Origin of the sequence: Limibacillus halophilus (genome assembly GCF_014191775.1) — a bacterium.
GTDB classification, from domain to species: domain Bacteria; phylum Pseudomonadota; class Alphaproteobacteria; order Kiloniellales; family CECT-8803; genus Limibacillus; species Limibacillus halophilus.
The window spans coordinates 142,882-156,749 of record NZ_JACHXA010000005.1; the positions used below are offsets into that span (position 1 = coordinate 142,882).

Annotated in this window: 14 protein-coding genes; 4 read left to right on the top strand and 10 right to left on the bottom strand. The window is 56.3% G+C overall.

Features of this window, described 5'->3' with window-relative positions:
- Positions 1 to 8: 8 nt before the first annotated feature.
- The 5 genes from FHR98_RS10445 to FHR98_RS10465 form a co-directional block, all read right to left on the bottom strand.
- A complete protein-coding gene (locus tag FHR98_RS10445) occupies positions 9 to 722 on the bottom strand; it encodes an ABC transporter ATP-binding protein (protein ID WP_183416634.1) in 714 nt (237 codons plus the stop codon).
- Complete coding sequence (locus tag FHR98_RS10450) at positions 715 to 1,482, bottom strand: ABC transporter ATP-binding protein (protein ID WP_183416635.1); 768 nt, start codon at positions 1,480 to 1,482, stop codon at positions 715 to 717. The genes FHR98_RS10445 and FHR98_RS10450 overlap by 8 nt, the downstream gene beginning before the upstream one ends.
- Positions 1,475 to 2,455, bottom strand: coding sequence for a branched-chain amino acid ABC transporter permease (locus FHR98_RS10455; protein ID WP_183416636.1), 981 nt, complete (start codon positions 2,453 to 2,455; stop codon positions 1,475 to 1,477). Before FHR98_RS10455 ends, FHR98_RS10450 begins: the two co-directional genes overlap by 8 nt.
- Positions 2,448 to 3,362 (bottom strand): branched-chain amino acid ABC transporter permease, encoded by a 915-nt coding sequence (locus tag FHR98_RS10460; protein ID WP_183416637.1) that lies wholly within the window; start codon positions 3,360 to 3,362, stop codon positions 2,448 to 2,450. Before FHR98_RS10460 ends, FHR98_RS10455 begins: the two co-directional genes overlap by 8 nt.
- Before the next feature lie 76 nt (positions 3,363 to 3,438).
- On the bottom strand, positions 3,439 to 4,620 hold the full coding sequence (locus FHR98_RS10465) for an ABC transporter substrate-binding protein (protein ID WP_183416638.1): 1,182 nt from the start codon (positions 4,618 to 4,620) through the stop codon (positions 3,439 to 3,441).
- 167 nt (positions 4,621 to 4,787) lie between these two features.
- Here FHR98_RS10465 and FHR98_RS10470 point away from each other — a divergent pair, with 167 nt between their 5' ends.
- Complete coding sequence (locus tag FHR98_RS10470; protein WP_183416639.1) at positions 4,788 to 5,858, top strand: alcohol dehydrogenase family protein; 1,071 nt, start codon at positions 4,788 to 4,790, stop codon at positions 5,856 to 5,858.
- 27 nt (positions 5,859 to 5,885) lie between these two features.
- Here FHR98_RS10470 and FHR98_RS10475 read toward each other — a convergent pair whose 3' ends face one another.
- A complete protein-coding gene (locus tag FHR98_RS10475; RefSeq protein ID WP_183416640.1) occupies positions 5,886 to 7,418 on the bottom strand; it encodes a DEAD/DEAH box helicase in 1,533 nt (510 codons plus the stop codon).
- A gap of 215 nt (positions 7,419 to 7,633) precedes the next feature.
- Between FHR98_RS10475 and FHR98_RS10480 the strand changes: the two genes are divergently transcribed.
- Positions 7,634 to 8,338 (top strand): alpha/beta fold hydrolase, encoded by a 705-nt coding sequence (locus FHR98_RS10480; protein WP_183416641.1) that lies wholly within the window; start codon positions 7,634 to 7,636, stop codon positions 8,336 to 8,338.
- On the opposite strand, the gene FHR98_RS10485 is transcribed toward FHR98_RS10480, so the two are convergent.
- Together FHR98_RS10485 and parE are read right to left on the bottom strand one after the other, a co-directional pair.
- On the bottom strand, positions 8,335 to 8,940 hold the full coding sequence (locus tag FHR98_RS10485) for a hypothetical protein (RefSeq protein ID WP_183416642.1): 606 nt from the start codon (positions 8,938 to 8,940) through the stop codon (positions 8,335 to 8,337). The genes FHR98_RS10480 and FHR98_RS10485 overlap by 4 nt on opposite strands.
- A gap of 77 nt (positions 8,941 to 9,017) precedes the next feature.
- On the bottom strand, positions 9,018 to 11,009 hold the full coding sequence (gene parE, locus FHR98_RS10490; protein ID WP_183416643.1) for a DNA topoisomerase IV subunit B: 1,992 nt from the start codon (positions 11,007 to 11,009) through the stop codon (positions 9,018 to 9,020).
- A gap of 97 nt (positions 11,010 to 11,106) precedes the next feature.
- Here parE and FHR98_RS10495 point away from each other — a divergent pair, with 97 nt between their 5' ends.
- Positions 11,107 to 11,499 carry an acyl-CoA thioesterase gene (locus FHR98_RS10495; RefSeq protein WP_183416644.1) on the top strand — a complete coding sequence of 131 codons (393 nt, stop codon included), beginning with the start codon at positions 11,107 to 11,109 and terminating at the stop codon, positions 11,497 to 11,499.
- Positions 11,500 to 11,536: 37 nt separating this feature from the next.
- Positions 11,537 to 11,908: a hypothetical protein gene (locus tag FHR98_RS10500; RefSeq protein WP_183416645.1), complete on the top strand. Its 372-nt coding sequence runs from the start codon at positions 11,537 to 11,539 to the stop codon at positions 11,906 to 11,908.
- Between the two features lie 78 nt (positions 11,909 to 11,986).
- On the opposite strand, the gene glnA is transcribed toward FHR98_RS10500, so the two are convergent.
- Entirely contained in the window at positions 11,987 to 13,396 is a 1,410-nt protein-coding gene (gene glnA, locus FHR98_RS10505) for a type I glutamate--ammonia ligase (protein ID WP_183416646.1), read from the bottom strand.
- 53 nt (positions 13,397 to 13,449) lie between these two features.
- On the bottom strand, positions 13,450 to 13,788 hold the full coding sequence (locus FHR98_RS10510; protein ID WP_183416647.1) for a P-II family nitrogen regulator: 339 nt from the start codon (positions 13,786 to 13,788) through the stop codon (positions 13,450 to 13,452).
- Positions 13,789 to 13,868: the final 80 nt, after the last annotated feature.

Here is a 13,868-nt window from a genome sequence, read left to right on the forward strand (position 1 = left end):
CCGTCTCCTCAGACACCAAGGTAGCTCTGCGTCAGGTCGGCATTGCGCCGCATATCATCGCTATTGCCCTGCCATACAACCCGACCCCGTTCCAGGATCACGTGGTGATCGGCCATGTCCGCGAGGGCGCTTACGTGTTTGTCGATGACCAGCAATGCCAAACCTTGAGCTTTCAATTCGGCCAAGGTAGACCAAATTTCATCGCGAATCAGGGGCGCCAGGCCTTCGGTGGCTTCGTCGAGTATCAGTAATCGTGGATTGGTCATCAGGGCTCGGGCAATGGCCAGCATCTGCTGTTCGCCGCCGGAGAGTTGATTGCCCCAGTGGGCGGAGCGTTCCCGCAATATCGGGAAGAGGGCCATGACCCGGTCCAGGGTCCAGGGCCTCTCAGGCTGTTCGCCGGCACTGTGCGGTAATCTAGCTGTGGCGATGAGGTTCTCTCTCACAGTCAGGTTCGGGAATATCTGCCGTCCTTCCGGTACAAGGCCCAACCCGGTACGGGCAATCCGGTAGGATGCCTTGCCCGCGATACTGCGCCCCGCGAAATTGATCACTCCACTTTTTGGCTTCAGCAGTCCCATGATACAGCGCACGGTCGTGGTTTTGCCCATACCATTGCGGCCCAGAAGTGTCACAAGTTCTCCCGATCCGATTGTCAGATCGACGCCAAACAAAACCTGGCTTTCGTTATAGGCCGCCTCAAGACCGTGCACTTCAAGCATCGGCGATCTCCTCATGGCCAGCGCCGAGATAGGCCTCGCGAACCAAAGAATCCTGGCGGATTGCATCCGGCGTGCCATTGGCGATCACACGCCCGCCTGCGAGAACCGAGATCCGGTCGGCCAACGCAAACACGGCGTCCATATCATGCTCGATCAACAATATTGGCGCGGTCATGCGTAAGCGTGACAGCAGTATGATCATGCGTTGGCTGTCCTCACGGCCCATGCCGGCCATGGGCTCATCCAGCAGGAGTACCTTCGGCGCTTGAGCGAGCGCCATGGCCAACTCGAGTTGTCGGCGCTCTCCGTGCGCCAAACTGGAAGCACGCTGGTCCGCGCGCATTATCAGGCCAACCTTGCGGAGCGATTCGCGCGCTTCGTCGTTAAGCGGGTAGTCCTTGACGGTGGGTTGCCAGAAACGAAAGGAATGGCCCTGTCTTGCCTGCACCGCCAACGCCACGTTCTGTTGTGCAGTGAAGTGGGGGAAGATCGAGGTTATCTGAAACGTGCGGGCCATGCCTAACAGCGCTCGCTGCGGGGCGCTTGAACGGGTCACATCACGACCCAGCAGTTTGACGGTGCCGCTGTCAGGTTTCAGCAGCCCGGAAAGGAGGTTGATCAAGGTGGACTTACCCGCACCGTTCGGGCCAATGACGGCGTGAATCTCACCGGGGAGCAGGTCAAGGTCGACGGCGTCACAAGCTGCTATGGCTCCATAGCGGCGGCTTAGGCTCCTGGCTTGCAGCAGTGCCTCAGTCATGCCCGCTCTCCCTACCGCCGATCCAACCCCATAGGCCGCTGCGTGCGAACAACACGATAAAGATCAACAAGGGCCCCAGGAATATCATCCAGTGCGTTGTCCAAGCCGACAGCACTTCCTCCAGCGCGATGTAGGCCAGAGCGCCGAGGATAGGTCCAAGAAGACTGCCGATGCCACCCAGGATCACGATAACCAGCAATTCACCGGAAAGGTGCCAAGATAGTAAGCCCGGACTGATGAATTCCGTGTGGTTTGCCATCAAAGCGCCGGATAGGCCACCAATTGCACCGGCGAGAGTAAAGGCGACGAGCTTATAGCGATAAACCGGGAATCCGAGCGCCAGCATTCTCTGCTCGTTATCGCGCGCGCCCTTGAGCACCATTCCAAAACGGGAACGGACAACGCGTCCGAGAAACAGCACGACCAAGGCGGTCAGCGCCAGTGTCAGATAGTAGAATTGCCGGTCATCCGTGAGGTCGAGCGCCGGCAAGGTAGAGCGGCTCCAAAGTGACAGGCCATCCTCACCGCCATAGTCGCGAAAGGAGATGAAAAGAAAGAAGAGCATCTGCGCGAAGGCCAGCGTGATCATGATGAAGTAAATACCGCTGGTGCGTAGGCAAATCGCACCTATAAGCAGCGCCAGAATCCCCGAAACGAGCATTGCCAAAGGCCAGGCGATCAGAGCTTCTTCGGTCGCACTCCATTGAATGAATCCCAGGGATATAGGGCTCCCTAGCGTCGCGTGGTAACTCAGTATGCCAACGATATAGGCGCCAGCGCCCAAAAAGGCCGCGTGCCCAAAGCTGACCATCCCGCCAAAACCCAAGATGAAATTGAGGCTGCTGGCGGCAATTCCCAAGATTAGTATCCGCGTGGCAATTCCCGTGACATAGCCGTAACCCAATGCCTCTGCAACGAAAGGCAGAACCAGGAAGAAGAGGAGGAGGAGTGTGGCGTACTTGCGGTCAACCATGCGCGCGGAACAGCCCCTGCGGTTTTACGAAGAGCACCAATGCCATCAACATGTAAATCGACATGGAAGAAAGCGCCGATCCCATGCCATCAGCGCGCGAGGGATCCATAATCAAACGCAAGGCGGTCGGCAAGAACGAGCGCCCCAAGGTATCGACAAGCCCAACCAATATTGAGCCGATCAAAGCGCCGCGGATCGAGCCGATGCCACCAATCACGATGACCACGAAAACCTGTATCAGGATAGCTTCGCCCATCCCCATTTCGACAGAGTAGACGGGTCCAGCCATGACGCCTGCGAGGCCAGCGAGCATCGCTCCGATTCCAAAAACGATTGTGTACAAGAGCCCCACGTTGACGCCCAAGGCACCGACCATTTCTCGATTGGAGGCACCAGCGCGAATTAGCATGCCGATTCGCGTGCGTTGGGTCAGAAAATAGAGGAATAACGCGACAAGCAACCCCACTAGGATTATCGCGAGGCGATAGGCGGGATAGGGAATGCCGGGCAGCAGTTCCACCGACCCGTTCAGAAACTCTGGGACATCCAAAAACACCGGCCGAGGCCCCCAGAGCACTCGCACCAACTCGTTGAAGAACAGGATCAAACCAAAGGTAGCCAACACTTGGTCAAGGTGGTGGCGGGGGTAAAGCCGCCGCAGCACGATAACTTCGACCAGCATGCCGACCAGCATCGTGGCGGGTAAGGCGATCGCCAGACCGATCATGAAGGAGCCGCTCCAGCTCGTGACGGCCGCCGTCACGAAGGCACCAACCATATAAAGCGAACCATGCGCTAGATTGACGAGATTCATAATGCCCAGAACCAAGGTCAGTCCCGCCGCTAAAAGAAACAGCATGACACCGAACTGCAAGCCGTTGAGAATTTGCTCCAGCAGAAGAAGCATTGTGGTTGTGGGCCCCCATCAAAGGAAAAGGCAGGAGCGGCCTTAATGCCGCCCCTGCCTCTAAAATAGCAAGGCTTTAGAGCTTGCAGTCTGCGGCATAGGCGTCCTGATGATCGTGGAACGCTTTGCCAATGATTTCATTGGTCAGAACATCGCCTTCTTTGATCACCCGACGCACGTAAATATCCTGTATCGGGTGATTGTTGTTCCCAAAACGGAATTCACCCCGGACGGAATCGAAATTGGCGGCTTTGATTGCTGCCCGCAGCGCGTCCTTGTCCGAAACGTTACCACCGGTAGCCGACAAAGCGCTGGCTATCAGTCGGGCCGCATCATACCCCTGGCTTGCATAAAGCGACGGCAGGCGACCGTAGGCTTTCTGGAAATCGGCAACAAAGCGATTATTCGCTTCGTTGTTCAGGTCCTTGTTCCACTGCGAGGAATTGATAACGCCTAGAGCTGCATCTCCCACTGCGCCCAGTATCGCCTGATCGAAGGAGAATGCCGGCCCATACAGAGGGACGGATTTATCCAACCCGGCTTGATTATACTGCTTGATGAAGGAGATACCCATGCCGCCGGGCAGGAAGAAAAACACGGCGTCGGGGGAAGCATCGCGAACTTGCGCGATCTCGGCGGCGTAGTCGGTCTGACCAAGCTTCGTATAGAGTTCGCCTTTGATGTCGCCTTTGTAGTAGCGCTTGAAGCCTGTAAGAGCATCTTGGCCAGCAGGGTAATTCGGCGCCAGGATAAAGGCGCTGCCGACGCCACGGTCCTGGAGATACTGGCCGATGGCCTCATGCAGATTGTCATTTTGCCAGGCAACGTTGAAGTAATTTGCATTGCACCCGGCGCCAGCAAGCAGCGAGGGGCCTGCATTCGGGCTGATGTAGATAATGTCGTCGCGTACCACCTTGGGGACAATGGCGATGGCTAAGTTGGACCAAACAAGGCCAGTCATGATGTCGACCTGATCGCGATCGACCATTCGCGAAGCAATCTCCGTTGCGCGGTCCGGCTCACGGGCGTCGTCTTCAATAATCAGCTCGATCTCCGCGCCTCCTAGCTTGCCGCCCTCTTGATCAACCGCCAACTGGAAGCCGTCGCGAATGTCGATACCCAATGCGCTGCCACCGCCCGAGAGCGTGGTGATCATGCCTATCTTGACGGCCTCTGCCTTTGCCGTTGCAACTGTGGCGGCACCCCAACTCAATACGATGGCTGCCGATACAGCTATGCTCTTCAAACCAAATTTCATGGGACCTCTAGCCTCCCCTGCGGTTGTTTGTCATGCCCGAAAGCGCGAAATCCTATCGCATAGGCAGTCCGGGCCAAAGAGGAAAGCGGAGCATCAAAGGATCATCTTTGCTTAGTCGACTATAAAATCCGTAAGGTTCCAATGGTTCAAACATTAGGGATTACGTGATGAAACTTCCCGAACTAATGAGCGGTATGCTTCTAACAGGCCATGGCGGCCTCGATAAACTTCAGTGGCGCGATAACATTCCGGTGCCAAAACCAGAGCACAATGAAGTGCTGGTCGAGGTGCTCGCCTCGTCGGTTAACAATACCGACATCAACACGCGTATTGCCTGGTATTCGAAGTCGGTGCGTGGCGATACGGCTTCTGCGTCAAAGCAGGTCGCCGAGGCCGCCGAGGCCGATGGCGCTTGGTCAGGGGAGCCCTTGGTTTTCCCACGCATCCAGGGCGCCGACTGCTGCGGTCGAATTGTGGCTGTTGGAAGAGATGTTCCCGAGAGCAGGATCGGTGAGCGCGTGCTGTTGCGCGCGATGCAGACGGTCAAGACGGAGAGTGGTGAACTGCAATGCAGGACACTCGGTTCGGAGAGCGACGGTGCGTTTGCTCAGTACACCAAGGTATCTTCCTTCGATGCTTTACCGGTTAACTGTGACTGGACCGACGAGGAACTGGCCTCGATCCCTTGTGCCTACTCCACGGCGGAGGGGATGCTGCAGCGTATCGCGTTGGGCGCGGAGCGCGTTTTGATAACGGGCGCATCCGGAGGAGTCGGCTCCGCTGCGGTGCAGCTGGCAAAACGACGAGGTGCGCATGTTGCGGCTATGATCAACCCATCGAAAGCCAAAGCATTGGGCGACATCGGTGCCGATGAAATCGTCGGGCGAGACGATCCACTCCCTAAGGACTTCTTCGACGCTGTTGTCGATCTGACCGCGGGCCCGCGCTGGCCGGATATGATTACCGCACTACGGCGCGGCGGCCGTTATGTTGCATCGGGGGCGATTGCCGGTCCGCTGGTGGAGTTGGATGTACGCACGCTTTATCTCCGAGACTTGAGCCTCTTTGGATCAACGCTCCAGCCGGATCGGATACTGCCCGACGTCATCAGTTACATCGAACGCGGCGAACTAAGGCCGCTAATCGCCAGGGAGTTTCCACTCAAGGAACTTCAGGCTGCGCAGACAGCCTTCCTTAAAAAGGATTTCGTTGGGAAGATCGCGATCCGGCACGTCTAGAACGGCCGGATCGAATGTGCAGCGCCGTTAAGCAACCAGCGGGACGGGGCGGAGCAAGAAGGCCGGAGTATCGTCACCGAAAGGCGTGGTGTAACGATCCGAACGGTTCTTACTGCTGCTCTGCGGTTTGCTTTCAGTTTTCTTTCCAGCACGTGCAGGCGTTTTTGGCTTTGCTTCTGTTTTTGCTTCGACATTTGCTTCAGGCATGGTGCCATCTTCGGCTACAGAAGCCTTGGGCGAGGCCTTAGAGGTAGATTTGCGACGACGGCTGCGGGCGGGCTTGGTTGCGGCTGACTTTTCGGTGCTCAACTCCGCTGCGGCTTCCTGCGGCGTAGTAGCGGCTTGTTTCTCAGCCTCGGTTTCCACGGAAGCTTCGGTCATGTTCCTGCCCACGTTTGCCTCCTCGGCTTGTTGCGGCTTTGCTACGTCCGTACTTGTGCCGTCGAGCTTCAACTCTTCGATCTTGCGTTTTAACATGCGTTCGACAGCTGCCAACAGCTTTCCGTCTTCCGATGTCGCGATCGTAAAGGACGCACCGCTGCGGCCCGCGCGACCCGTGCGCCCGATCCGGTGAATATAGTCTTCGGCATGGCTGGGAACATCGAAATTAAAGACGTGAGATACCGCCGGAATATCCAATCCTCTGGCGGCAACGTCCGAGCACACCAGGAATTTGATTTTCCCTTTGCGAAAATCATCCAGGGTTTCCATTCGCTTGGGCTGAGCCATGTCACCGTGTAACGCTTGGGCGTCGTACCCATGCCGCTCCAAGGAGCGCCTCAGGATATCCACATCACGCTTGCGATTGCAGAAAATCAAAGCGGTCTGAATTTCTTCCCGCTCAATCAACTGCCTTAGCATAGCACGCTTTGCCTGGGGTTCGCGTCGGCAGCGCACGAGGCGCTGTACGACCGTTTCCGCGGGCGATGCGGGTGGCGCGACGGATATTTCCTTCGGGTTCAACAGGAACTTGTCTGCCAGTTTCTTGATCTCCGGCGGCATCGTTGCGGAGAAGAACAGCGTCTGGTGCGGGAAGGGCAGGCGGGCCACAATCTTCTCGACGTCGGGAATGAAGCCCATATCCAGCATGCGATCAGCTTCGTCGATAACCAGGATGCGTGCGTCGGCCATAATGATCTTGCCGCGCTCGAATAGGTCGATCAGACGACCTGGCGTGGCTATCAAGACGTCGACGCCTCGGTCGAGTTTCTTTTCCTGCTGAGCCATGGACTCGCCACCAATCAGCAGCGCCATGGAAAGCTTGTGATGACTGCCGTATTTCTCAAAGCTTTCGCCAACCTGGGCGGCAAGCTCGCGCGTCGGCTCAAGAATGAGCGAGCGCGGCATCCTTGCCTTTGCGCGGCCGGAAGCGAGAATATCGATCATTGGAAGGGTGAAGGATGCCGTTTTTCCCGTGCCTGTTTGGGCGCAGCCGAGGACATCACGTCCCATCAGCACGTAGGGAATGGCTTTTTCCTGAATCGGGGTAGGCTTGTCATAGCCAAGCTCACCCACGGCTTGAACCAGTTCGTGGCTCAAGCCAAGGTCATTAAAACTCATGAACTCTCTTTTACTGGATTGATTTTCTTAACTCAGTTCAAAAGGCGAAAAAATTTCTGCCTCAACTGGCCGCTAATATAAGAACAAAGCCGCTAAAGTCAATTAAACCCTTGTTAAAGGGAAATCAAACGTCAGTGACTGTTGCTTCAACCCCATCAGTGTGGACTATGCGAGCTGACCGAATGAACGCGATACAAGGTAAAAGGATGGAAGAGATGACTGCAGAGCCCATGCAACTGGCATTGTTGCCAGGCCTCCTTTGCGATGCTGAGCTTTGGAGGCCGCAGATCGAAGGGCTTTCGGATATTGCTGAGTGTCATGTGGCCGATTTCAAGAGCCAGCAGACGGTTGGCGAAATGGCGGCCACGGTTCTCGATCAGATGCCGGGCACTTTCTGTTTGGCCGGGCTTTCCATGGGCGGTTATGTCGCACTTGAGATTATGCGCCGTGCGCCAGAGCGTGTTCAGCGGTTGGCGTTGCTGGACACAACCGCACGCGCAGACAGCGCCGAACAAACACGTCGCCGTCGTGGGCTGATACAACTTGCGGAAAAAGGCAACTTCAAAGGTGTGACGCCGCGGCTCCTACCGATGCTGATCGCTGAGCGGTTTCTCGAAAATGACGAACTGAAGTCTGTCATTTTGGGGATGGCCGGACGCATAGGGCGCGATGGGTTTCTTAATCAGCAAAAGGCCATCATGACGCGGCCTGACAGCTTGCAAGAATTGGCGGGAATCAAGGTGCCGACGCTGGTGCTCTGTGGGCGCGATGACGTTTTGACACCGCCTGACCGGCACGAGGAAATGGCGGCGGCGATTATGGATGCCGATCTGGTGGTTCTGGGCGGTTGCGGACACCTCTCCAGTTTGGAGCGACCCGCTGACGTGACGGCTGCACTCAGGTGTTGGTTGCTACGTTAGTCTAGCCAGTTAGCCCGGCGGGAATCGTCTTGATTCGGGTCGTAGTGCGGCATGATCACATAGGCCATCCGTCGCAAGAGATTTGACAGCGGCAATGATCGTGGCCTGTCCGGGCGTGCCACTGCGCCACTGGCGGTACTCATCAGTCGATCTCCAATACAAAGTGCCATCAGCACACGCATTTGCAGGGGATCGGTTGCGACTGGCTGGCCGGGCTCTCTACAAACGATCTCGCTCTTTGCACCTGGCGTCGCATCCAGCAAAACGACAAGTCGGTAAGGGGATGCGTAGCCGTCGGGCTTCTCAGCCTCGGTAAAGAAGGGAAAGTCCTGGCCCGAGGGGGCGCCATAGAGCATATCGGCGATTACGGTTCCTAACTCCTGGTCCGACGCAGCAAAGGGGTTGTTTGGGAGCTCCAGCAGCATGCCGCCGCGGCTTGCTGCATAGTTCCGGGCTTCCGGGTTGTAGGCGTCCAATCGATGATTATAGATCACCCATCCGCTACCGGCTGGCGCTGTACAGCCGGCCAGCATTGTCAGCAATACACCGGCCAGCAGGCCAGTCGCCCGCGCCTTAACCAGCCGGTTCCTACGAGCGGTCATGACGATTATATGCTCCAGGATTTGTCTCATGAGGCGGATTTTAGCAGACCCCGCCAATCGCTGCACCGTCATGTTGATCAGATGTCGAGCTCTTCAACGAAGCGCGCATGCTCTTGTATGAAGGCAAATCGCAACTCTGGTTTGCGCCCCATCAACTGCTCGACGATATCTCCGGCCCGGCGCTGTTCACCGATCGGGTCGACATCATCCGGTTCGACAACCGTCACACGCAAGAGCGTCCGCGTGGCGGGGTCCATTGTTGTTTCCTTCAATTGCTTGGGCGGCATTTCGCCCAATCCTTTGAATCGACTGATCTCGACCTTTCCCTTACCTTTGAATTCCCGCTCAATGAGTTCTTCTTTATGGAGGTCGTCGCGGGCGTAGAAACTCTTACTGCCTTGCGTCAGTCGGTAGAGTGGGGGCTGAGCCAGATAAAGCCGTCCTGCATCAATGATTCCAGGCATTTCCCTATAGAAGAAGGTCATCAACAAGGATGCGATATGTGCGCCGTCCACGTCGGCATCAGTCATGATAATGACACGCTCATAGCGCAGTTTATCCTTGTCGAAGGAACCTCGGGTTCCGCAGCCAAGGGCTTGTACCAAGTCGTTCAGTTCCTGGTTCTGCTTCAGCTTGTCGCTGGTTGCGCTGGCGACGTTCAAAATCTTACCGCGCAGTGGCAGAATGGCTTGCACATCACGGCTGCGCGCCTGTTTTGCAGATCCGCCCGCGGAATCGCCTTCGACAAGAAAAATCTCGGTACCTTCAGCGCGGCTGCGTGAACAATCGGCCAGCTTTCCGGGCAAACGCAGCTTTCGGCTGGTTGCGGTTTTGCGGTTAAGTTCTTTTTCCTGGCGGCGGCGCAACCGGTCCTCGGCACGTTCGATGATGCGCTCCAGCACCAAGCGGGACTGCTCGGGGTCGCCCGACAGCCAGTGATCGACGTGATCCTTTACAACGGTTTCCACCAATCGCGTGGCTTCCGGGGACGCGAGTTTTTCCTTGGTTTGCCCTTGAAACTGCGGCTCGCGGATAAAAACCGAGAGCAGGGACATCGCGCCACCGAAAACATCGTCCGCGGTGATCTGCTGCGCCTTCTTGACGCCGATCATCTCGCCATACGCCTTGAAGGCGCGCAACACCGCCTGGCGGAACCCCTGTTCGTGGCTGCCTCCTTCAGGCGTCGGGATGGTGTTGCAGTAGGAGTTTAGAAAAGCGTTCTCGTCAGCAGGCCAACTCATTGCCCATTCTGCGCGCCCCTTGTCTTCAGGGAAGGCCGCTTCACCTGCCAACACATTTGGTGACAGGTTTCGACGCTGGCCCAGGGACGCTTGCAGGAAATCTCTCAAACCATCGGGAAAATGGAGGATGTCATTCGGTGGCGTGCTGTCGTCTCCCAGCAACAACCCCGGTGCGCATGCCCAACGAATCTCGACACCCTTGAACAGGTAGGCCTTTGATCGGGTCATACGATAGAGTGTTGCCGGCTTGAAACGCGCAGTGGGGCCAAAAATCTCCGGGTCCGCGTGGAATGTCACGGTCGTCCCACGCCGGTTATGAACCGGGCCGCAGTCCTCCAACGCGCTAACCGGATGCCCTTGACTGTAAGATTGTCGCCAGAGTTTCCGATCGCGCGCGACCTCGACGACCAAGCGGTCGGCTAGTGCATTGACAACTGATAAGCCGACACCGTGAAGACCACCTGAAGTAGCATAAGCCTTCCCACCGAATTTCCCGCCTGAGTGGAGTGTCGTGAGGATCACTTCCAATGCTGACTTGTCACGGTATTTAGGGTGTGGGTCGACTGGAATGCCGCGTCCGTTGTCACGTACCGTCACACAGCCGTCTTCGGACATTTCCAGCTCGATCCGGCTCGCATGGCCCGCAACTGCTTCGTCCATGGCATTGTCCAGAACTTCGGCTGCAAGATGGTGAAGGGCCCGCTCGTCGGTGCCGCCAATGTACATACCCGGACGACGGCGTACTGGCTCCAAACCCTCAAGAACTTCAATGTCCTTGGCGCTATAGCCATCGTCTTTATGGGCTAGATTCTGGAAGAGATCGCTCATAAGCCGCATTATAGGAGCCCCGAGGGGTGGAGCAAGCAAATGCTGTGGCATTTGCATCCCCAATCTACTAGATATTGGCTTTTATTGGGGGAAAATCATGGATGAAGAGATTAGGCCGCCGGATCGGGAGCCCGCTCTCAGGACTCTGGCCATGCCGGGCGATGCGAATCCAAACGGTGATATCTTTGGCGGTTGGGTCCTTGCGCAGATGGATCTGGCCGGGGCCGTTCCAGCAGTCAAGCGCGCGCGCGGTAGGGTCGCAACGGTGGCCATTGATGCTATGCGATTTCACCGGCCCATTTTCGTTGGCGATCTGGTGAGTTGTTACGCGACAATTCTCGCTGAGGGCGCAACGTCGATGCAGGTTCGGGTTGAAACCTGGGTCGAAAGAAGCGCTGGAGATGAGATCATGAAGGTGACCGAAGGTATGTTCGTTTATGTCGCCATTGATGCTGATGGCGGGAAAAGACCGCTACCAGTACGCGAATGACTTTATTTTTTGAACAGGTGCTGCGATAGTATGCATTATGAAGCGAACGATCGTCACATTTTTATTGATGCTGATTTCGGTTTTCACAGCACAGGCCTTTGCGGCCGAAGCCGATATTGTAGACGCGGTTGCTTATAAAGATCGTAACAACACCTGGCGCTTTGATGTGACGGTCGCCCACGCGGATGCTGGCTGGGAACACTATGCGGATCGCTGGGAGGTAATGGGGCCGGACGATACAGTCTTGGCGACACGGGTAATCTATCACCCGCACGTCACGGAGCAACCCTTCACACGGTCTTTGGAGAACGTGCATATACCGGATGACGTTAAGGTCGTTCGGGTGAGGGCACGTGACTCGATTCATGGCTATGGCGGCAAGGAGTTCGAGATTGAACTGCGGCGCTGAATAGCGGATTGGCCTCGCTGGAATAGAAGGGGCCGCCTGGAAAGGCGGCCCCATTTTCGTTCGGTTGTTAGAATTGTATCAGGACGAATAATACATCTGGAACTCGATTGGGTGCGGAGCATGCTCAAAAGCGTAAATCTCCTCCCATTTGATATCGATGTAGCCTTCGATCTGATCCTTGTCGAACACGTCACCCTGTAACAGGAAGTCGTGATCGTCGGTCAAAGCTGTTAATGCTTCACGCAAGGAGCCGCAAACGGTCGGAATGTCCTTTAGTTCCTCGGCCGGCAGATCGTAGAGGTTCTTGTCCATTGGGTCGCCGGGATGGATCTTGTTCTTGATCCCATCGATGCCAGCCATGAGCATTGCCGTGTATGCGAGGTAAGGGTTGGCAATAGCGTCCGGGAAGCGAATCTCGACGCGTTTGGCTTTTGGGCCGGCGCCGAAGGGAATGCGACAGGAGGCCGAACGGTTGCGGCTTGAATAGGCCAATAGCACAGGCGCTTCAAAACCGGGCACCAGGCGCTTGTAGCTGTTGGTGCTGGGGTTGGTGAAAGCATTCAAGGCGCGGGCGTGCTTGATGATGCCGCCGATGTAGTAGAGTGCCATCTCCGAAAGGCCCGCATAGCCGTCACCTGCAAACAAGGGCTTGCCGTCTTTCCAAATCGACTGGTGAACGTGCATGCCGGATCCGTTATCGCCGTAAACCGGCTTTGGCATGAAAGTAGCCGTCTTGCCATAGGAATGGGCAACGTTGTGGACGACATACTTGTAGATCTGCATGTTGTCGGCGCATTTGAGCAGGGTATCGTACTTGATACCCAGTTCATGCTGGCTGGGCGCCACTTCATGGTGATGCTTTTCTACGTTGACGCCCATCTCCTTCATGACCGTCACCATCTCTGCACGCAGGTCGGTGCCTGAGTCGACGGGAGGCACGGGGAAGTAGCCGCCCTTTACCACCGGTCGGTGTCCCATGTTTCCCGCCTCATACTCGACGCCGGACATATAGGGGCCTTCTTCGCTTTCGAATTGGAAGAAGGAGTGGTTCATGTTGACCCCGAAGCGCACGTCGTCGAACACGAAGAACTCTGCTTCTGGTCCGAACACGGCAGTATCGCCAATGCCGGAAGACTGCAGGTAGGCAAGGCCCTTTTTCGCAGTCGTGCGCGGATCACGGTTGTAGGGCTGGCCGGTCGAAGGCTCCAAGACATCACAGGTCAGGATCAACTGCGGTTGTGCAGCAAAGGGATCCATCACAGCGGTGGAGAGATCCGGCAGCAGTGCCATATCGGACTCGTTGATTGCCTTCCATCCGGCGATGGAAGAGCCATCGAACATGATACCCTCGGTCAGCATTTCTTCGTCTACCGTATCGATGTGCTGAGCGACGTGCTGCCATTTGCCGCGTGGATCTGAAAAACGGAAATCGACGTATTTCACGTCGTTTTCCTTGATCATATCTAGAACTTTTTTGACCTCGGACATGATGGTTCCTCTTTGTGGTAGGGGTTTTCTAAAGGGTTGGGTGTATGCCCGGCTTAAACTGCGTCGGAACCGCGTTCGCCAGTGCGGATACGGATCGCCTCGTCAATGCTTGATACGAAAATCTTTCCATCGCCTATCCTGCCTGTTTGCGCGGCCTGTTGGATTGCTTCGACGGCGCGCTCGACTAGGTCGTCGTCCAAGACCACTTCGACTTTCACCTTGGGCAGGAAGTCGACGACGTACTCTGCGCCACGATAAAGCTCCGTATGGCCTTTTTGGCGACCGAAGCCTTTCGCTTCGATGACCGTGATGCCCTTGATGCCGACCTCATGAAGGGCTTCCTTCACTTCGTCGAGCTTGAAGGGTTTGATGATCGCTTCGATTTTCTTCATTGCTTTCGGGACCCCATAATCGCTTCGGACCGGGCAGCAGGCCCGCTCCTTGGTAGTGTAATAAGCAAGAATCATGCCAA

Bases quoted from the DNA above. Each gene is read 5' to 3' on its own strand.
- FHR98_RS10445 (WP_183416634.1), bottom strand. From the start codon at position 722: ATGCTTGAAGTGCACGGTCTTGAGGCGGCCTATAACGAAAGCCAGGTT.
- FHR98_RS10470 (WP_183416639.1), top strand. From the start codon at position 4,788: ATGAAACTTCCCGAACTAATGAGCGGTATGCTTCTAACAGGCCATGGC.
- FHR98_RS10475 (WP_183416640.1), bottom strand. From the start codon at position 7,418: ATGAGTTTTAATGACCTTGGCTTGAGCCACGAACTGGTTCAAGCCGTG.
- FHR98_RS10455 (WP_183416636.1), bottom strand. From the start codon at position 2,455: ATGGTTGACCGCAAGTACGCCACACTCCTCCTCCTCTTCTTCCTGGTT.
- FHR98_RS10495 (WP_183416644.1), top strand. From the start codon at position 11,107: ATGGATGAAGAGATTAGGCCGCCGGATCGGGAGCCCGCTCTCAGGACT.
- FHR98_RS10480 (WP_183416641.1), top strand. From the start codon at position 7,634: ATGACTGCAGAGCCCATGCAACTGGCATTGTTGCCAGGCCTCCTTTGC.
- FHR98_RS10450 (WP_183416635.1), bottom strand. From the start codon at position 1,482: ATGACTGAGGCACTGCTGCAAGCCAGGAGCCTAAGCCGCCGCTATGGA.
- parE (WP_183416643.1), bottom strand. From the start codon at position 11,009: ATGAGCGATCTCTTCCAGAATCTAGCCCATAAAGACGATGGCTATAGC.
- FHR98_RS10465 (WP_183416638.1), bottom strand. From the start codon at position 4,620: ATGAAATTTGGTTTGAAGAGCATAGCTGTATCGGCAGCCATCGTATTG.
- FHR98_RS10485 (WP_183416642.1), bottom strand. From the start codon at position 8,940: ATGACCGCTCGTAGGAACCGGCTGGTTAAGGCGCGGGCGACTGGCCTG.
- glnA (WP_183416646.1), bottom strand. From the start codon at position 13,396: ATGTCCGAGGTCAAAAAAGTTCTAGATATGATCAAGGAAAACGACGTG.
- FHR98_RS10500 (WP_183416645.1), top strand. From the start codon at position 11,537: ATGAAGCGAACGATCGTCACATTTTTATTGATGCTGATTTCGGTTTTC.
- FHR98_RS10510 (WP_183416647.1), bottom strand. From the start codon at position 13,788: ATGAAGAAAATCGAAGCGATCATCAAACCCTTCAAGCTCGACGAAGTG.
- FHR98_RS10460 (WP_183416637.1), bottom strand. From the start codon at position 3,362: ATGCTTCTTCTGCTGGAGCAAATTCTCAACGGCTTGCAGTTCGGTGTC.